At 43.4% G+C, this 18,936-nt stretch carries 16 protein-coding genes and 9 tRNA genes; 15 read left to right on the forward strand and 10 right to left on the reverse strand.

The genetic code is table 11. The features are described 5' to 3' along the window. Window positions 1–290: 290 nt before the first annotated feature. Entirely contained in the window at window positions 291–1,259 is a 969-nt protein-coding gene (moaA, locus tag MHN00_RS14415) for a GTP 3',8-cyclase MoaA (RefSeq protein WP_101563948.1), read from the forward strand. Between the two features lie 128 nt (window positions 1,260–1,387). Beyond that, window positions 1,388–1,915 (forward strand): GNAT family N-acetyltransferase, encoded by a 528-nt coding sequence (locus MHN00_RS14420; RefSeq protein ID WP_014948922.1) that lies wholly within the window; start codon window positions 1,388–1,390, stop codon window positions 1,913–1,915. A 45-nt stretch (window positions 1,916–1,960) separates the two neighbouring features. Here the strand turns inward: MHN00_RS14420 and MHN00_RS14425 are convergent, their stop codons facing one another. The 5 genes from MHN00_RS14425 to MHN00_RS14445 form a co-directional block, all read right to left on the reverse strand. Further along, window positions 1,961–3,583: a response regulator gene (locus tag MHN00_RS14425; RefSeq protein ID WP_075176256.1), complete on the reverse strand. Its 1,623-nt coding sequence runs from the start codon at window positions 3,581–3,583 to the stop codon at window positions 1,961–1,963. Window positions 3,584–3,826: 243 nt separating this feature from the next. Next, window positions 3,827–3,902: transfer RNA gene (locus MHN00_RS14430), tRNA-Val, on the reverse strand. Window positions 3,903–3,939: 37 nt separating this feature from the next. Continuing rightward, a tRNA-Val gene (locus MHN00_RS14435) sits at window positions 3,940–4,015 on the reverse strand. Between the two features lie 37 nt (window positions 4,016–4,052). Beyond that, a tRNA-Val gene (locus MHN00_RS14440) sits at window positions 4,053–4,128 on the reverse strand. Between the two features lie 37 nt (window positions 4,129–4,165). Beyond that, window positions 4,166–4,241 (reverse strand) — tRNA-Val (locus tag MHN00_RS14445). 896 nt (window positions 4,242–5,137) lie between these two features. Between MHN00_RS14445 and gltX the strand changes: the two genes are divergently transcribed. The 10 genes from gltX to dusC all read left to right on the forward strand — a co-directional run bounded on the left by gltX (window position 5,138) and on the right by dusC (window position 10,545). Then, entirely contained in the window at window positions 5,138–6,547 is a 1,410-nt protein-coding gene (gltX, locus tag MHN00_RS14450) for a glutamate--tRNA ligase (RefSeq protein ID WP_239301561.1), read from the forward strand. A gap of 85 nt (window positions 6,548–6,632) precedes the next feature. Further along, window positions 6,633–6,708: transfer RNA gene (locus MHN00_RS14455), tRNA-Ala, on the forward strand. 92 nt (window positions 6,709–6,800) lie between these two features. Then, window positions 6,801–6,876, forward strand: a tRNA-Glu gene (locus MHN00_RS14460). Window positions 6,877–7,033: 157 nt separating this feature from the next. Continuing rightward, window positions 7,034–7,109, forward strand: a tRNA-Glu gene (locus MHN00_RS14465). A 151-nt stretch (window positions 7,110–7,260) separates the two neighbouring features. Next, window positions 7,261–7,336, forward strand: a tRNA-Glu gene (locus MHN00_RS14470). 156 nt (window positions 7,337–7,492) lie between these two features. Beyond that, a tRNA-Glu gene (locus tag MHN00_RS14475) sits at window positions 7,493–7,568 on the forward strand. Between the two features lie 348 nt (window positions 7,569–7,916). Beyond that, window positions 7,917–8,822, forward strand: coding sequence for a M14 family metallocarboxypeptidase (locus MHN00_RS14480; RefSeq protein ID WP_239301563.1), 906 nt, complete (start codon window positions 7,917–7,919; stop codon window positions 8,820–8,822). Window positions 8,823–8,881: 59 nt separating this feature from the next. Continuing rightward, entirely contained in the window at window positions 8,882–9,103 is a 222-nt protein-coding gene (locus tag MHN00_RS14485) for a hypothetical protein (RefSeq protein ID WP_014948926.1), read from the forward strand. Beyond that, complete coding sequence (locus MHN00_RS14490) at window positions 9,100–9,288, forward strand: DUF1289 domain-containing protein (RefSeq protein WP_014948927.1); 189 nt, start codon at window positions 9,100–9,102, stop codon at window positions 9,286–9,288. The genes MHN00_RS14485 and MHN00_RS14490 overlap by 4 nt, the downstream gene beginning before the upstream one ends. Window positions 9,289–9,606: 318 nt before the next feature. Next, entirely contained in the window at window positions 9,607–10,545 is a 939-nt protein-coding gene (gene dusC, locus MHN00_RS14495; RefSeq protein ID WP_061485318.1) for a tRNA dihydrouridine(16) synthase DusC, read from the forward strand. Window positions 10,546–10,574: 29 nt separating this feature from the next. On the opposite strand, the gene MHN00_RS14500 is transcribed toward dusC, so the two are convergent. From MHN00_RS14500 to MHN00_RS14510, 3 genes are all read right to left on the reverse strand, one after another. Further along, window positions 10,575–11,549 carry a transposase gene (locus tag MHN00_RS14500; RefSeq protein ID WP_014948929.1) on the reverse strand — a complete coding sequence of 325 codons (975 nt, stop codon included), beginning with the start codon at window positions 11,547–11,549 and terminating at the stop codon, window positions 10,575–10,577. Window positions 11,550–11,880: 331 nt separating this feature from the next. Then, window positions 11,881–12,063 carry a hypothetical protein gene (locus tag MHN00_RS14505; protein WP_202940837.1) on the reverse strand — a complete coding sequence of 61 codons (183 nt, stop codon included), beginning with the start codon at window positions 12,061–12,063 and terminating at the stop codon, window positions 11,881–11,883. 45 nt (window positions 12,064–12,108) lie between these two features. Continuing rightward, entirely contained in the window at window positions 12,109–12,765 is a 657-nt protein-coding gene (locus MHN00_RS14510) for an arylesterase (RefSeq protein ID WP_014948930.1), read from the reverse strand. Window positions 12,766–12,781: 16 nt separating this feature from the next. On the opposite strand from MHN00_RS14510, the gene MHN00_RS14515 reads away from it, so the two are divergent. Both MHN00_RS14515 and MHN00_RS14520 read left to right on the forward strand, forming a co-directional pair. Next, window positions 12,782–13,480, forward strand: coding sequence for an ABC transporter ATP-binding protein (locus tag MHN00_RS14515; protein WP_061094658.1), 699 nt, complete (start codon window positions 12,782–12,784; stop codon window positions 13,478–13,480). Beyond that, the gene (locus MHN00_RS14520; RefSeq protein WP_239301565.1) at window positions 13,481–16,003 is read left to right on the forward strand and encodes an FtsX-like permease family protein; all 2,523 of its coding nucleotides are present in this window, start codon (window positions 13,481–13,483) and stop codon (window positions 16,001–16,003) included. Between the two features lie 339 nt (window positions 16,004–16,342). Here the strand turns inward: MHN00_RS14520 and MHN00_RS14525 are convergent, their stop codons facing one another. Next, the gene (locus MHN00_RS14525) at window positions 16,343–17,239 is read right to left on the reverse strand and encodes a TIGR01777 family oxidoreductase (protein WP_239301567.1); all 897 of its coding nucleotides are present in this window, start codon (window positions 17,237–17,239) and stop codon (window positions 16,343–16,345) included. Between the two features lie 23 nt (window positions 17,240–17,262). Then, entirely contained in the window at window positions 17,263–17,631 is a 369-nt protein-coding gene (gene folX, locus MHN00_RS14530) for a dihydroneopterin triphosphate 2'-epimerase (RefSeq protein WP_012517852.1), read from the reverse strand. 73 nt (window positions 17,632–17,704) lie between these two features. On the opposite strand from folX, the gene MHN00_RS14535 reads away from it, so the two are divergent. Further along, window positions 17,705–18,745, forward strand: a complete 1,041-nt coding sequence (locus tag MHN00_RS14535) for an AI-2E family transporter (protein ID WP_014948934.1) — start codon at window positions 17,705–17,707, stop codon at window positions 18,743–18,745. The last annotated feature ends 191 nt before the right edge of the window (window positions 18,746–18,936 follow it).

The raw sequence follows: 18,936 nt of genomic DNA on the forward strand, positions 1-18,936 counted from the left end.
TAGGAACGCGCTGATTCAAAAAATCGCTTTTCGTAAACGTTGTAATAGATATTGAGCTAACCTGCTCGTGTAGGGCGATTTTCGCTTTTTGAAGTACGTTTTGAAATAGGCTAGAGATTAAAATGGTCTTATTTATAGCGATGAATGTGTTTAATTTTGGTTTCACCGCGCGTACACTAGAGGTAGTTTAATTTAGTTACCTTGTTATTTACTCAATGTTTTACTGGCTTATGTTAGATTGAGAAAGCCGTGAATTGAATGACTAAGCAGCACAGGATTAAGGAGTTAGTTTGTTAGAAGATAGTTTCGGTAGACAGTTTCATTATTTACGTTTGTCAGTGACCGAAGCGTGCAACTTTCGTTGTCAGTACTGTTTGCCAGACGGATATGAAGGCCCGACAAGCGATCAGTTTATGACGCTAAACGAAATTGATACCTTGCTCAAAGCGTTCGCTAAGCTAGGTACGTCGAAAGTGCGCCTAACAGGCGGCGAACCAACGCTGCGAAGAGACTTTCTTGATATTTTACAGCTAACAAGTAATACGCCTGGTATCGAACGTGTAGCGATGACAACACATGGAGCGCGAATGGAAAAGTTTGCGCATCAGTGGAAAGAAGCAGGGTTACACCAAGTAAATGTAAGTATTGACAGTTTAGATCCCCGTCAGTTTGCCGCTATAACAGGACAAGACAAGCTTAAAGCTGTACTTCGAGGGTTAGACGCAGCGATTGATGCCGGCTTAGACGTGAAAGTGAACTCTGTCTTACTCAACGATTTTTCAGATAGCCGCCTTCATAGGTTTCTTGCTTGGCTAAAAGATATGCCAGTAACGCTCCGGTTTATAGAACTAATGGAGACAGGCGACTTAAATCAGTTTTTCAATAAGCAACATCAAAGTGGTACGCCGCTAAAAAGTACGTTGTTAGAAATGGGCTGGCAGCCTTTGTTGCGTAGAAAAGATGCGGGGCCAGCGCAAGAGTTTTACCACCCTGACTATGCCGGTAAAATTGGCTTAATCATGCCTTACAGCAAAGATTTTTGTAAAACTTGTAATCGACTACGTGTTTCTGCCCCAGGAAAGCTTCACCTATGCTTGTTTAGTGAAAATGGGATAGATATGAGACATCTTCTTGCCACTGGACATGTGGATGAAGTGGTCGCTTTTTTACAAGATGTGCTGGGTCAAAAACACGAAACACACTATTTGCATGAAGGTAAAACAGGGGCAACCAAGCACCTTGCCATGCTGGGAGGCTAGTTAATTAACTCTACGTTAAAGGAAAATGTAGGGCAAAATAAATACATCGAATAAGTTTGGTTTGTTGTAAAAATGAGCTATATTCAGCGGTGTAAGTATATTAAAAATAATAACGATAAAGGAAGTATATGCATATCAAGGACAGTGCGCGTCTTTCCTACCATTATATCACCGAACAAGACGCAGACTTTTTATGGGAGCTCGACCAAGATGAGCTTGTCATGAAATATATCAACGGTGGCAAGAAGTCTTCTAAGGAAGATATTCGGGAAATCTTTGTTCCTCGTTTCCAAGCCTATTCCAATCCAGCTCTAGGGTGGGGACTGTGGCGCGTGGAAACGCTAGTCGAAAAGGAAAGCATTGGTTGGATTTTGGTTCGACCCTTTGGCTTTTTTACTCAACACCCCGAAAGTGACAATATGGAACTAGGATGGCGTTTTAAGCGCCATACGTGGGGCAAGGGCTACGCAACAGAGGCTGCGGAGTCTGTTAAAGAAGCGCTGTATGATATAGGTGTTGAAAAATTCTCTGCTATTGCTAACCCGCAAAATAGTGCGTCTATCAATATTATGAAAAAGCTAGGAATGACGTTTAGTCACGAGCTTGAGTATAAAGACAAACTCTATCACGAGACAGTAGTCGTCTACTCTAATTAAGTAATCGTATTGGTATAAGAAGGGCGAGGGGAATGACTGACGTTATCATTCGCTCTTTAGAATGCTTTTTACGTTCTCGTAGCGAGAATACTGATCTTCTGACAAAGCTGCCGACTCGAGTGTTTCTCTACATTTTTTGATGGCCGAAAGGGTGTCGGGAAGCATAGGCGCGTTAGCTTTTCGGGCCCTTACTATTGCTTGAAGGTAGTTAAGCGCAATAGAGGGATTTTTAGGCATGACGCGGAACGCTTGAGCAAATGTTGTGTAAGACTGCTCTAAATTACCCCGTTTATACTGTGCAACGGCGGTGTTGTTAAGTATTTTAGGGCTTAGCGTAATCGCTTCTTTTTCTTCTTTCTCTTGTTTTAAATAGGTGGCCATGAGGTTTAATTCATCGTTCTCCTCATCCTGCCTTGAGGAAATGGCGTCTAAAATCGCAAGGGACTCTTTCTTCATTCCTACTTCATGAAGGGCTTTGGCTCTATCAAGCAAGGCTTCTGTGGAGTGGTGTTGGGCATGATCAGTGTGAAAATCTGACAACAGCATTTGTGCTTTCACTGTGTCGTCTTTCAAATAATGAAGACGCGCGTCAATCACCGTCAGCTCATCGTTTAAGGCTGCTTTCGGGTGAGCCTTTTTCAACTGTCGCAAATACTCATTAGTTTGTTTAACTATGCTGTTTACGTGTTCGGGCTCAGATGTCATAGCAAAATCAACACCCGCTCTTGCGGCAGTTAAATAAATATCTGGCTTGTCATGGATAGAGTCTTTCGCGTAGCGGACCACCTTTTTAGCGCTGTTAAACTGACTTTCGTAATCATGGGTGATCCGCGCCAAATTTATCGCTAACTTATGTCTAGCAATGTTTTGAGGTGAGATATTGCACGCCAGCGATGTACACTCCAGCGCTTCGTCAAAAGCTGACTGCTTAATTTGTAGTTTGGCGAGTAAGTCATAGGCCTCAAGCGCAGAGTCAGGTCGCATCGCTAACTGGATAACTTCTCTTTCGGCATCGTCTAATTCATTGAGTGCCAACAGACTCTTCGCGATCCCCATTTTTGCCCAGCTAAAATCTTGAACGTTAATTATCGATTCAAAGAAGGCTACGGCTTCTTGAAACCTTTCTGTGATAATCAACAAATCGCCTTTAATCTTCATCGCTAGCGGAAAGTGTTCGGCTTGTTCAGGCTGCAATAGAAAGAACTCAACCTCGGCTAGGGCTTTTTCGTAGTCCTTTTTATCCATGAATGAATAGATATTCTTTAGCGCTTTTTTCCTTGATAAAACTCTGGAAAGTCGCCTGTCTAACTCGTTAACCGAAAAAGGCTTAGCGATAAACTCATCCGGCTGTAACTCTATGATGGCGTGGACGACTTCTGCTGAGGTATCTGCACTGGTGAAGATGAATGCGCTGGTAAGGGGTAGTGATTGAGTTTCGTTTAGTTGCTCAAGTAAAAAATAACCGCCTTGTTCAGAGCGCAAATTATAAGAGCAGATAATGGCGTCATAATCATGTTCTTGCAGTGCCGAAAGGGCATGAGAGGGCCTATCAACATAGTTCATGTTCTTGAAACCTAACTGCTCAAGTGCATAGTGCATATGGCTTTTCGCCAGCACCTGGTCTTCAGCAATTAACAACTTAGTATTTCTAGCTAAGTGTAGTTTCATCAATTAGTAGCCTCTGAAACATGAGAACCCTTATTTTTCTTACCATATCACGGTAAGTACACCTTAAGTATAGTTCTTTATGGAGACTATCGCATAATGGAAGCTGCTCGTAGCTGAATTTCAGTACTGGTTATTGATAATGATTGCTGGGTTTGGTGTAGGAGTAGCCAAAATGCTTTAACGTGACAACGACTAAACATAGTTAGATTGTTGTGTTTGTAAAGATTGATATATTGAGAGGGATGGTGGACGCTACTGGGCTTGAACCAGTGACCCTCGCCTTGTAAGGGCGATGCTCTCCCAACTGAGCTAAGCGTCCGTATTTTTGATTTCACTATTTAACCACGGTGAGGAAGTGGTGGACGCTACTGGGCTTGAACCAGTGACCCTCGCCTTGTAAGGGCGATGCTCTCCCAACTGAGCTAAGCGTCCATATTTTTGATTTCACTATTTAACCACGGTGAGGAAGTGGTGGACGCTACTGGGCTTGAACCAGTGACCCTCGCCTTGTAAGGGCGATGCTCTCCCAACTGAGCTAAGCGTCCATATTTTTGATTTCACTATTTAACCACGGTGAAGAAGTGGTGGACGCTACTGGGCTTGAACCAGTGACCCTCGCCTTGTAAGGGCGATGCTCTCCCAACTGAGCTAAGCGTCCATATTTTTTTAAAGCTTGCCTAAGCAAGTGGGGCGGTATTATAGAGTCGGTTCCGTTAGTGTCAACAATAAAATTAAAGAAAAATGACTGTGTGCCCGAATTTTAGACACTCTGGCTGCATCTTAACTAAATTGATGAAAAGAACAGCGTTTTTAATCGCGTTTTGAATTCATCGATAAACAAAAACTGCAGCGTGGGTTTACACGAGCCAGTCGGAGTTTGGGGGACAGACACTTGCTTCTTACTAAGAGTTGAAATAGAGGTTGGGTGGAATTGAAGTGGACAGTCACTTATTTACCACAAACATATAATTAAATTGGCTTCGCACAATGGACACACACTCATTTTTTAAAAGAAGAAGTGGCAAACAAGGACAAAGTGCAAGCGCAAAGTGGACACCCACTTATTTTTTCGTAGCTTAACGCTAGTAAACCCAACCAAATAAAAGTGGTGCTTACTTTATTCTTGAAATATCTAATTGAATTACCAAGTGGACAGTCACTTAAAAACGCGCAACGAAAAAACAAAGGAGAGAAGGAGAAAGAAGGAGAAAGGACAGACACTCACGTAAACCTGATAAAGTGCGTGCAGAATCTTTTTATTTAAAGTACCTGGTCTTTTCGGACACACACTTACTTTTTTAGAGTTTTTTCAGTTCTGGCACTCTTTGAGCGTTAGACTTTTCTGAGTGTGTGTCCACTTCAGCAAGAAAAGAATTTTGAAAAAGTGGGCTTCAACAATAAGTGTCTGTCCACTTTATACCTCACTTTCTTCGTACCATCTAAACTACTTCAAGGGATTTCTTTTTCCTTCTATTCTTATCTTACTTTTGAAGTCGCGCGGACACTGGTAGAATGCGCCCAACTTTAGAAATACATTAACAATAGAGAGTGACCATGTCGGTTGTTACACGATTTGCACCCAGCCCAACAGGCTACCTTCACGTTGGCGGCGCACGAACTGCGCTTTATTCTTGGCTTCTTGCCAAAAGCAAAGGCGGCGAGTTTGTACTGCGCATTGAAGATACTGATATTGAACGTTCAACTGAAGAAGCCAAGCAGGCCATTTTAGACGGAATGCAATGGTTAGGTTTAACGTGGGACACGGGTCCTATTTATCAAACTGAGCGTTTCGATAGATATAAAGAACTTATCCAGCAGCTTTTGGATGAAGGTAAAGCGTATAAATGCTTTATGAGCTCTGAAGAATTAGACTCAATTCGTGAAGCGCAAAAAGAACGTGGTGAGAAGCCTCGTTACCCAGGCACGTGGAGAGACAGAACGGATCACCCTGAAGGTCAGCCTTTTGTTATTCGCTTCAAAAACCCTCTGGAAGGTAAAGTGGTTATTAATGATCACGTGCGCGGAAAAATTGAGATTAGCAATACTGAGCTTGACGATCTTATCATTCAGCGTTCTGACGGTACCCCTACATATAACTTCTGTGTAGTTGTTGATGATTGGGATATGGGTATTACTCATGTAGTTCGCGGCGAAGACCATATTAATAACACGCCACGCCAAATCAACATCCTTGAAGCGCTTGGCGCACCTATCCCAGAGTATGCTCATGTTTCTATGATTTTGGGTGATGACGGCAAAAAGTTATCAAAGCGCCATGGTGCAGTAAGTGTAATGCAATATCGCGATGACGGTTTCTTACCGCAAGCTGTGCTTAATTACCTTGTAAGGTTGGGGTGGTCTCACGGTGACCAAGAAATTTTCTCAGTTGATGAAATGATTGAGAAATTTAGCCTAGACGCTATAGGCCAGTCTGCTTCTGCGTTTAACACAGAAAAGCTAATCTGGTTGAATCAACACTACATCAAGACATTGCCAGCAAGTGAAGTAGCTTCGCATGCTAAATGGCATTTTGAAGAGTTGAATGTTGACCTTACGACAGGTCCAGCGCTTGAATCTATTATTGCTATTCAGGCTGATAGAGTAAAAACGCTGAAAGAGTTAGCAGAGATTTCTACATACTTTTATCAAGACTATGAAGATTTTGATGCGAACGCAGCGAAAAAACATCTTCGTCCAGTTGCTAAAGGTCCACTAGAGCTAGTTAAAGATAAATTAATGGCTATAGACGAGTGGAACCCAGAAAATATCCAAGCTGCTATTAATAATACGGCTGAGGAATTAGAAGTGGGCATGGGTAAAGTAGGTATGCCGCTACGTGTAGCTGTGACTGGTGGCGGTAATTCTCCGTCTTTAGATATCACATTGAATCTGCTCTCAAAAGAGAAAATTGGCGAGAGAATCGACAAAGCGCTTACTTTTATAGCAAACAGAGAAAATTCGTAAAAAAAGCGTTGACATGACAGGGGGGGATGCCTAGAATGCGCCCCGCTGTCACGGAACAGTCACACGAAATGACTGGTACCATGATGGGGCCATAGCTCAGCTGGGAGAGCGCCTGCATGGCATGCAGGAGGTCGGCGGTTCGATCCCGCCTGGCTCCACCAAGTCACATTGAGTTGTGGTTTGATATAGGCTGAAGTTGTTAACGCAGCTTCGGACTGAAACTTCGAGAGTTTAGTCTCGATAAAAGAATTCAGTCCCCTTCGTCTAGAGGCCTAGGACACCGCCCTTTCACGGCGGTAACAGGGGTTCGAATCCCCTAGGGGACGCCATATTATCGCGTCACAGTCGATTAAAACTGTGAAATAGGCTGGAGTTGATATTTCAACTTCTGACTGAAAGTATCGGTAGGGACAGGTCGCTCAGTTCGCTGACTCACCTCACCTTGCTAAAAATATCGAAAGCAAAGCTTTCGAAAGAAGATTTTCAGTCCCCTTCGTCTAGAGGCCTAGGACACCGCCCTTTCACGGCGGTAACAGGGGTTCGAATCCCCTAGGGGACGCCATTTTATCGCGTCACAGTCGATTAAAACTGTGAAATAGGCTGGAGTTGATTATTCAACTTCTGACTGAAAGTTTCGGTAAGGATAAGCTCGGTTAACGCTGTCTTATACTCACAGAAATTTAGTGAAGTACATCTTCACTAGAAGATTTTCAGTCCCCTTCGTCTAGAGGCCTAGGACACCGCCCTTTCACGGCGGTAACAGGGGTTCGAATCCCCTAGGGGACGCCATTTCATCGCGTCACAGTCGATTAAAACTGTGAAATAGGCTGGAGTTGATATTTCAACTTCTGACTGAAAGTTTCGGTAAGGAAAAGTCGCTCAGTTCGCTAGATCACTTTGCCTTACTGAAAATCTCGAAAGCGGTGCTTTCGAAAGAAGATTTCAGTCCCCTTCGTCTAGAGGCCTAGGACACCGCCCTTTCACGGCGGTAACAGGGGTTCGAATCCCCTAGGGGACGCCATATCGAAAAAACCAGCCATTCGGCTGGTTTTTTTGTTTCTGGCTTATAACTTTGTGGACAGACACTGCAATTAAATCTGTAAGCAAATAAATGCAAAGCCATCTTAAGAAAGCTTCAGTGGACAGACACTCTTCTTTCCCTCTTTAAACCATCTACCTAGACATACACCGATCATTTTCATCGGAATTTGCAATTCTTACAAAAGAGGCGTCAACACCTTCGCGCAAGTACTTTTCAGAGGTTCAATGCGTAAAGAACTCATGTCACAACCCTTTAAGAAACTTTTGTGTGATAGATACGTGAGCTTGTTGAACTGTTATGATCTAAAAAATACAAAAGAGGTGTTATATGCAGAATTATCCAATTGGAACTCCTGGTGAGCCGTGGGGCGAAAAAGAAAAAGCCCAATGGAAAGCACAGCAGACTGTGAAAAGAAGTTATCAGGAAGAAGTACTTAATAAACTCTTCAACATTATCCCTGAAGGCTTTGAGTTAAAGCAGTATGGCGCACTTCCTTACGATACAGCGCGTTACCCACTATATGTTGTCATTCCCAAGAGTTTTGACGCTGAAAAGCCGTCTGCACTCGTTACAGGCGGTGTTCACGGCTACGAAACCAGTGGTGTGCAAGGAGCGCTTCAATTTATTGAAACAAAGTTGGCTCAGTACGCGGAGCAAGTAAATATAGTTGTGGTGCCATGTGTAAGCCCTTGGGGATACGAGTCGATAAATCGATGGAACCCAATGGCATTAGATCCGAATCGCTCGTTTTACAGTGATTCTCCTGCACCTGAGTCTGCTCAGCTTATGCAATTAGTATCTGATTTAGCGTTATCTCTTACGCTTCATATTGATTTGCACGAAACGACAGACACGGACAATAGTGAGTTTAGACCAGCACTAGCTGCACGGGATGGGGTGAGCCATGATAACTGGAACATTCCAGATGGTTTCTATACGGTTGCTAATACTCCAAGCCCCCAAATAGAGTTTCAAAAAGCAGTTATTGAGGCTGTGAAAAAAGTAACGCATATCGCACCGGCCGATGAAAACGGAAAGATTATAGGTGCAGATGTGGTGAGTGAAGGTGTAATTTGCTATGACAAGAAGTCGTTGTACCTTTGTGGAGGTATGACAGATGCTAAGTACGTCACAACCACAGAAGTCTATCCCGATAGCGATAATGCGACACCCGAGAATTGCAATGATGCTCAGGTGGCCGCAATTTGCGCTGCACTCGATTATTTAAATTAGACGCTTGAACGTTTAGACGTCTAGATGTATATTTGAGTCTCTTTTTTAGGAGGCTCTTTGTGTTTACTTATTCTGCGGTTATTTACGACGGTAAAAAGCAAAATTTAGTGAGGTATGACTGTGGGACAGACACTGAGTTTTCCTCATATCTTGAATCGCGTTTTGGTTGTCATGTTTGTTTGTGGTCCAATAAAGAGCTATCAGAAACTACAATGGCAGCTATCGCAGCTTCGCGAGTACAGAGTAAAAAAGACGGTCTGGATAAAACAGAAGCTTTATGAACTTAATTTCCCCCTGTGTAGCCTTGTGCAAATTAACCGAAGAAGACATTTGCATTGGGTGTAAACGTACGATTGAAGAAATCATTAATTGGCGGACATACACCGATAATCAAAAGAAGGCCGTATTCACTCGCCTTGAAAATTTAGAAAAGGAAGCGGCTACCCAGTCACAGCCTCGTAAGTAGGCAAAATGCGGATTTCTATCAATACTCTCTACGAACGAACGAACGAACGAACGAACGAACGAACGAACGAACGGACAGACACACAAGCTTTCTCCATTCGTACAAAATTAGAAGCCAGCATCATTCTCACATGAATTAAAGTGTCTAGCGGACAGACACTTACTAAATTTAAATAGCTGCAATTTAAAACCACCTTAAATGCACCTTAAATAGACAGTCACAGAAGTTGAAAAACTAAGCATTAAAGCCTGGCTGATATAAGTGCTTTTTGCTAAACTCCCGCGCCGATTTTATGTTCTATAAACTGAGATTTTTGCAATGAAAGTAATGCTTGCCCCTATGGAGGGCGTTGTCGACCACTTAATGAGAGATATGCTCACTCGCGTGGGTGGTTTCGATCAGTGCGTTACTGAATTTGTAAGAGTGGTCGATCAAAAGTTACCAAAGAAAACGTTTTATAGACTTTGCCCTGAGCTTCACAATGGTGGCAAAACTCCGGCAGGTGTGCCTGTCCGAGTTCAATTATTAGGACAACATCCACAGTGGCTTGCAGAGAATGCACAAACAGCAATAGAGCTGGGCTCTCCTGGTGTTGACCTAAATTTTGGTTGCCCTGCCAAAACAGTTAATAAGAGTAAGGGCGGGGCGGTTTTGTTGAAAGAAACCCAAACCCTTTATGACATAGTGAAAGCTGTAAGGGACGCTGTTCCTGCAGAAATCCCAGTTTCAGCCAAAATCAGACTAGGTTTTGAAGACAAATCTTTAGCTATCGAGAATGCTATAGCTATCACTGAAGCGGGCGCTTCTGAGCTCGTTGTTCATGCGCGGACCAAAACGGAGGGATATAAACCACCGGCTTATTGGGACTGGATAGCGAAGATAAAGCAACACACCGATATTCCACTTGTTGCAAATGGTGAAATTTGGAACGCTGAAGACGCTAAGCGATGTCAGAGCCAATCAGAGTGTACCAACCTTATGATTGGACGAGGTGCATTGGCAATGCCTAATTTGGCGCTGAGTATTAAAGAGGGTGTAGCACCTATGCCATGGTCTGAACTGGCTGCTTTGCTGATTCAGTACTCTGGCTACGAAATTTTTGGTGATAAGGGCAAATATTACCCCAACCGAATTAAGCAATGGTGCGGCTATCTGAAAAGACAATACCCTGAAGCTGAAGTTCTGTTCAACGACATAAGGCGCCTAACGAAATCTCAGGACATTGTTGATGTGCTTGCACGCCAAGCCGATATTTAGCCAAGTACTTTTGCTATAGTGTTAGAGGTTCACGACAGATACCTTTGGGCATTTGCAACGTTTGGGCGACATGCCCTTTGGCAGCATCTGGCGAAATTCTCCATCATCTCGGGGCAACCGACAGGCCCAGTAAAAAGTGTTTCAAAATTACTAGTTACTAGCTGCCAGTTTTCTTTTGTCATTCCAAGCTTACTTAGCAAGCGGTTAGGAAGCTTTGGGACTTTGCAGATATCGTTATTACTCTCTGCATTCATCGTATCAGTGATAAGCTGCAAATAATCGGTAAATGCGAAGGGCAACGGCACGGTGTTCTTGTGGTGACTATCGCTAAAGGGCATCAAAAACTTAGGCGTTTTATTCGAGCGTTTGGCATTCAAGCGATATTGGATACTAGTATGGTGAGAGTTGCTTAGCGTCGTCGCTATTTTTGCTCGAATGGGATTTAAATCGACGTAAGCCATTACACTGGCCAGTGCTTTCTCATCGAGTATAGCTTGTGACCTAAACCTTCTTTCCCAGAAATAGCCCTTACATTCATCTTCTTTGTTAGCTCTTCGAGCAATATATTCATTGAGCATACGCATAAACCAGCTGATGCTTTGAAGTCGCTCTCGATATAAAACAGATAATGATTTCAATTCAGCAAGTTCTTCTGACGTTACAGAATCAAAGTTTTCTAAATATCGCTGCACTACGGGCGGGCATTTATAAAACATCCTCCACCGAAGCAAGACCTCATCCATCGTCCAGCCTTCAGCTCTGCCTTTTGCTATATGTAATACCACATGAATGTGATTGTGCATAACAGCGTAGGCGCATAGGTCGATGGCAAAAGCTTGAGAAAGCTTATGGAGCCTGTCTTGAATCCACTTTCTTCTATGCTCATAGTTTATGCCAGTGCGGGCATCGCGACCACAAAGGTAAGATTGCCTCACGCAGCGAGAAATGCAGTGGTAATAAGGTGTAACATCGGTATTTATTTGTTTGTAACGAGGTAGAGGCATATCCGTATCCCATAGTTATTTATTGACATTATGAGATTTACGGCGTCAATTTTAAGTGGTCTTTGGGACAGTTTTAGGGACGGTTATTTTTCATGAGTGCTCTTTCGATCAAATCTCAGAACTGGCAATCGTGGACAGACACTCGAATTTCATAACGGATAGACGTCAATCGCTAAGTCTATTTGACCCAAAAGAAAAAGGTCAGACACCCTTATTCACCGGGTGTCTGTCCTTTCTAATTTTCTTATTGCAAAAACGCCTCTACTAGCTAGAGGACTAAGCAAAAGTACCAACGAGTGTCTGTCCCTAACAATTTAATTTAAAAGGCAAGTTATACAAACACGTCAACCCTAGAACCCACACGCCCATCGTTAGTGCTTGAGGTCTGCTGTGTGCTCTGAGGCTGAGTCTCGCGACTTTCTTGCACATTGCGGGGCTCAACCTGTTGAGTAGGTCGCTGTGGCGATTCTAAGACAGTGGAAACAGGAGACGAATTAACAGAAGAAACGTCCATAAACAAACCTCGCATTTAAAAAATCACTTAATAAGATTAGCACAATTATTGAGCGCTAAGAATTAAACTTCTTAAGTGTCTGTCCATAAAATTAGCGATCAAAGGCTGTGCCTCAGCATTGGGATGAATACCATCGTTTTGCATTAAGTCCTTATTTAGCGCTATTTCTTCAAGGAAAAATGGAATTTTTTGAACGTCCTGAGCTTCCGCTACTTTATTGAAGTTTTGAGTAAACATCTGCGTATAGCGCTTGCCATAATTAGAAGGAATTTGCATTTCTTGCAGAAACACTACGGCATTACTCTCCTTCGCAACACTTACCAGTGAATCTAAATTATCCCTAATCTTACCGATATTATGGCCCTGAAGGCCGTCATTACCGCCCAGTTCAATCAATACATGGGTAGGGTTGTGTTGCTCTAATAAACGGGGAAATCGCGCTAAACCACCGTCAGTGGTCTCTCCGCTTACCGCAGCATTTACAATATCAATCGGAATGTTGTCGTCTTGCCACATCTTTTGTAACAAACTGACCCAACCCTCATGTTGCTGTAATCCATAAGCCGCGGATAAACTGTCACCTAAGATAAGTAAAACCGCATTTTCGCTTGTGTCGCTCTGCTCGGCTTGATCTGATAGCGCTTGAAAGGGTATTAAAAGAATAAGTAAAAACGCGAACAAACAACGAAATTTAACAAACACGAATTGATGACCTCTTATGATAAAAGCTAATGCTGTAACCAAAGTAGTGGATACGAGTGAAGGTTCACTGCAGATCCTTCGTCCTATTTCTTTTGAAGTCAAGTCTGGTGAGTCCGTTGCCATTATTGGCGCGTCAGGCTCGGGTAAGTCAACTCTTTTGGGCTTGTTAGCTGGACTTGACCAAGTTACAGAAGGGGAAATTTTCTTAGATGGCGAAGCACTTCACAGTATGAATGAAGAAGAGCGCGCAATTTTAAGAGGAAATAAAGTAGGCTTCATCTTCCAAAGCTTTATGTTAGTTCAAAGCTTAACAGCCTTAGAAAACGTGATGCTACCGGCAGAAATTGCAGGGCTTGATAACCCAAGGGCACTAGCTTTGGATATTCTAGAGCAAGTCGGATTGAAACATCGCGCACATCACTTCCCTAATCAGTTGTCGGGGGGCGAGCAACAGCGTGTTGCCATAGCGCGAGCATTTATTACCTCTCCCAAAATACTTTTCGCCGATGAGCCTACCGGCAACCTAGACGCCAAAAATAGTGAAAAAATCGAAGCGCTGTTGTTTGAGATGAATAGAGAAAAAGGCACAACTCTCGTACTCGTAACTCATGATAACGAGCTTGCGGAACATTGTGACAGGCAACTCACTATGAATGCTGGCGAATTAGTTGAAACAACTGGCGCGAACACAATGAATAAGAAAGAGGCGGTTTAGATGTCGACGTCTTTTAATTTAGCTTGGCGGCTTTTCAAGCATGAAGCTAGACGTGGTGAACTGACCATCATATTGCTGGCCATTGTGCTTTCTGTGGCAGCCGTATTGTCGTTGTCACTTTTTAGCGAGCGTTTACAGGGCGCACTAAAGTCTCGCTCTGCGGCTTTCATTGCAGCAGATGCGCAACTTCGTTCAGACGACCCTATAAACGAGGAATGGTTGGCTAGAGCCCGAGAAGAGGGCCTTGCGACGGCAAAGCAGGTAGCAACACGTTCAATGGTATTTAAAGGCGACGAGATGTCGCTTGTTGATTTACGAGCCGTGAATGACGCTTATCCACTGAAAGGGACAGTCAATATTACCGACCAGCCTTTTGGAGAAAAACGCAATACTGCAGAATTACCGCAGTCTGGGGAAGCATGGGTACAGTCTCGGCTTTTTCAGAGCTTGGGGCTTTCTATTGGCGATAGTATCGATATTGGTGATGGCACTTTTACCGTTACGCATGTATTGGTAGATATTCCCGATGCTGGTTTTAGCGTGTTTAATACTGACCCTATTGCGCTAATTAACTTAAACGACTTGGAAAAAACTGCGATAACCGGGCCAGGGAGTCGCGCTCGTTATGTGGGCTTTTTTGCCGGTGATGCGGGTGACATAGAAAACTTCAATACCTGGTTATTGCCCCAATTAAATGACGACTTACACTCGTGGCGTACAGTCGAAGATGACGAGTCAGCGATAGGGCGTTCTGTCGCAAGTGCTGAGCGCTATTTTCTGTTAGCGAGTTTGTTAGCAATAGTATTAGCGGCCGTTTCCATTGCCGTTGCTGCTCAGCGTTATGCTCAACGTCACTTTGATCCCGTAGCAATAATGAAGACCTTGGGGGCAACAAGCAGCACCATTCGAAAAGTCTATTTGTTCCAAATTTTATTTATCACTGGGCTTGGTATTTTTATTGGCCTCGTTATAGGTTTTATCGGTCAGCAAGTGGTGGTTTCACTTGTAGCGGACAGAGTGGATGTATCTCTTGACGTGTGGCATTGGCGGCCGCTTTTAATCGCCGTTGCTACAGGCGCTACGTGTGCATTGCTCTTTTCCTTATATCCGCTTTTGCAGCTATTTTCAGTTCCCCCGCTTCGCGTATTAAGAAAGGACATATCAGCGAATTTACGTTCCAGAAGCATTCAGTTCGTGGCATCAGGTGGTGCGATATTTTTATTGATGTGGATGTATAGCCGAGATTTAAAAATTAGCGCAATTCTTTTCGTTTCTGGCGCTGCGCTGGTGCTTGGACTGCTTGGTGCTACGTATATCTTAATTGCAGTAGGTCGCAAATTGGGCAGTGGAAGAATGGGGGCGTGGCAGTTGGCATGGGCACGTATTAAGCGACGTGCAATGGACAACAGCGTGCAGCTTATTAGCTTCTCCGTCACCATTATGTTGCTTTTAGTGGTGCTGGTAATGCGTAACGATATGGTTTCGCAATGGCGCTCGCAATTACCCGAAGGTACACCCAATTACTTCTTAATTAACATTACGCCAGACATCCAACCAGAATTGGACAGACACTTCGCTGACAATGGCGTAAAAATCGAAGAGTTTTATCCTGTCATTCGAGGTCGATTTGTTTCGGTAAATGGAGAAGGCGTAAACACCGAGGTTTCTAAAGAAGATGAGCCGAATCGAGAAGGCCGAAGAGGTTTAGGCAGAGAAGCAAACCTAACTTGGAGCAACGCGCTTCAAAAAGAAAACGAGGTCATTGACGGGAACTGGCATGGCGATGAGGATAAACACTACAGCGAAGGATGGTTCCCGGTTTCCGTTGAAGAAGGCGTTGCAGAAAGGTTGAACATTAAAATGGGCGATCGGCTTACTTTTAATGTGGGAAGCGAGATTGTCGAAACGAAAGTAACGAGTATTCGTACTGTGAATTGGCAGACTATGCAGCCTAACTTTTTCTTCGTTATTCACCCTGAGGCAATGGCCGCATTTAGCCCAACTTATATTACTAGTTTCTACCTTCCTACCGAGAGAAAGGCAGAGTTAACTAACCTACTTAAACCGTTTGCATCAATAACTATGTTCGACGTTGATGCTCGAATTAATCAATTGCGAGAGATTGTTGATCAGGTGTCTGTTGCCGTTGAATTTATTTTGGTGCTGGTATTGTTAGCGGGCAGTCTGGTATTGATTGCACAAGTACAGGCGAGTATGGATGAACGCAGACAGGAAATAGCCATACTTCGGACGCTCGGTGCAAAGGGGGCGTTGATAAGAAAAAGTGTTATTTTTGAGTTTGTTATCATTGGTGTAGTAGCAGGCTTTATGGCAGCAATGGCCAATGAGTTGAGCCTTTATTTACTTCAAACCTCTGTATTCCAAATGGAAGCAAGCTTACACCCAGAATACTGGGCAATAGCGCCAAGCGTTGGCGCTGTCGTTGTAGGCATATTAGGTGCGTTTGGATGCTGGCGTTTGCTTACACTTAATACCAGTCAGATGCTGCGGAATATGGTTTAAGTATTGTTGCGTTAGTTTAAAGTGCACTTTAATACAAAACGAATACAAAACGGACAGACACTCGGTTAAGTGCCGTTTAGATTAAGGGCAGTGGACAGTCACTCAATTCAAATGAGTGTCTGTCCACTGTGCATTTCACAGCAAAGTTCACTAATTACAAAAGAATGGTTTTCGCGAAGAGTTTGAGAAGTGCTCTGGTTTGAGAGTGGATAGAAGTTTTTGAGGTCTGTGACTAAGCAGCATGCCTCGCGATAATGTTGTGCAATAAATGTGGACACACACTTGCTCAGCAATTCAAGTGACTGTCCACAAGGCACGTAGCTAATTTAAGTAATTCATTTAAGCGCGATATATCTCTCTTAGCGCCTCGTCGATAGAAGGGAAGTCAAAACTGAAGCCGGCGGTAGTAAGCTTTTGAGGAATGACTCTTTGCCCCTCAAGTATCATCGTCGACGATTCGCCCATTGCTACTTTCATAACAAAGCCCGGGACATTGAGCAGGCAAGGTCGGTTAAGTGATTTTGCGAGCGCTTTAGAGAACATCTTGTTCGTCACTGGTTCTGGTGCCGTTAAATTAAATGCACCAGAACATGTACTATTCTCGAGCAAGAAGGAGATAGCACGCACCATATCTTGTAAGTGGATCCAGGCCAAATACTGACTACCACTCCCAAGTGTACCTCCGGCCCCCAGTTTAAACGGTAGAGCCATTTTCCCTAACGCACCGCCTTTTTCGGTGAGAACTACACCAGTTCGAAGCGTTACGACACGTGTCTTAGCTTGATCTACACTTTGGGCAATAGTCTCCCATTTAGCGCACAGTTCATGGGTGAACTCGTTATGAGGAGGAGTTTCTTCAGTTACAAGCTTGTCTCCTTGATTGCCGTAGTAACCAATCGCGGAGCCCGATAAGAAAACAGACGGAGGTGCATCACAACTATTTATTTTTGAGACTAGCTCAGAAGTGATGTCCCAGCGGCTATTGCAAATTATTTTCTTTTGAGTATCTGTCCAGCGCTTATCGGCGATAGGCTCTCCAGCTAAATTAATTACTGCGTCGAAACTTTCAAAATTTTCTAACGAAGAAACGTTCTCGACGATTTTGACGTTATCCCCCAATTTGCTCTTTGCTTTTGCAAAGTCGCGAGAAATCACCGTAAATTCATGTTCTCGAGAATATTGACGAATAAATTCGCTTCCTATCAGCCCTGTTCCACCGGTCAAAAGAATGTTCACAATTAGCTCCTCGAGGTATGACCTTATCCCGTCTTATTGCAAGATAGTGTCAGGGACACGGAATCAGAAAATCTAAGGGCATGTGGCTTATCGACCTCAACCTCAGCGTAGCGCACCGAAGAATGTTCTGCGGCAATGCTTAGCACATCGGCGGTAAGTTTTTCCAGAAGAGAAAAACGGTTGTCTTCTACAAGCTTGATGATTGCCTTTGTAATCGTTTTATAGTTAAGCGCATCACTCATATCGTCGGTGTTCGTCGCTTTTTCAGCGTCGTAATCAATTTTCACGTTAACAACAACGTCCTGCTTGTTTTTTATTTCATCTTCATTGATGCCGATGTATGTGCGTAGTCTTAAGTTTTTAATTTTAATAGTGGCAAGATTAAAGTTCATTGAAGTCTCTTGTTTGTAGTTGTTTATAAGTCGTTGTAAAGTGTTGTCGTTTCAGTCAGGAATGTAGCACAAAATGTCAATGGAACTACGCTCGCCAACAGCAAAAATTCTAATCGTTTTAGCATGTTTAGTAGTGGTAATGGCTGGTATTAAAGCCGCCAGTACGATCATGGTACCGTTTTTTCTCTCTATTTTTATAGCGATCGCGTGTAGCCCAATAATACGTTGGACTTCGAAATTTGGCGTGCCTAAATGGCTCTCTATAACTTTTGTTATACTGCTTATCGTTGTTTTTGGTTTTCTTTTAGCTGGCTTAGTTGGCCAGTCTATGACCGAGTTTCGAGAAAATTTGCCAGAATACAGAAGTAAGCTTGATACAGAGTTTGCCTGGGTTGTGTCCAAATTGGCTGAATTTAATATTCACATCAATAGAGAGTTAATCGCTTCGCACCTTGATCCAGCAACGGCTATGTCTGTAGCAACAAATTTCATCAGCGGAATGGGCGGCGTACTTTCAAACCTTTTCCTTATTCTTCTTACTGTCATTTTCATGCTTTTTGAAGCAGACAGTATTCCACGCCGGTTGCATATTGCCCTTGCCGATCCTGGAATGAAACTAAAGCATATCGACAGATTTATTCGTTCTGTGAACAGTTACTTAGCGATAAAAACTGTGGTCAGTTTAGGAACAGGTCTGATTATTGGTATTTGGCTGTATGTGATGGGAGTAGATCATTTTATGCTTTGGGCTGTGTTGGCTTTCATGCTCAACTTTATTCCTAACATTGGCTCAATTATCGCTGCTGTGCCCGCAGTGTTGATAGCCTTTGTTCAACTTGGGCCTGCCTCAGCAGGTTTCGCAGCGCTTGGCTTTGTGCTTGTTAATACCATCATGGGTAATATGGTGGAACCTCGATTGATGGGTAAGGGCATGGGGCTCTCTACGCTCGTGGTATTCCTTTCGTTAATATTTTGGGGGTGGCTGCTAGGCACCGTTGGAATGTTGCTATCAGTTCCGTTAACCATGGTGGTAAAAATAGCTCTAGAGTCTCGCGAGGAGAGCAAGTGGCTTGCAGTGCTGTTATCGAGTGAAGGTGAGAAGTCTGCGTCGTAACTTAGTGGAAGTAGAAAGTGGACAGACACTCAATCGATTTAAAAAAATCTCTCATTGGTCTCTAGCTAAACAGTCAATTGAGAATGTGTCAGTCCCCCAAAAACTTTTGTGCAAGATTAAGTGTGTATCCACTTTCCCACTTTCCATACGCACCAAATTTTTGTAGGAACTCAAGTGTCTGTCCACTCTCA

It is taken from the genome of Alteromonas sp. Cnat2-8 (assembly GCF_022348355.1).
Lineage (GTDB): Bacteria > Pseudomonadota > Gammaproteobacteria > Enterobacterales > Alteromonadaceae > Alteromonas > Alteromonas macleodii.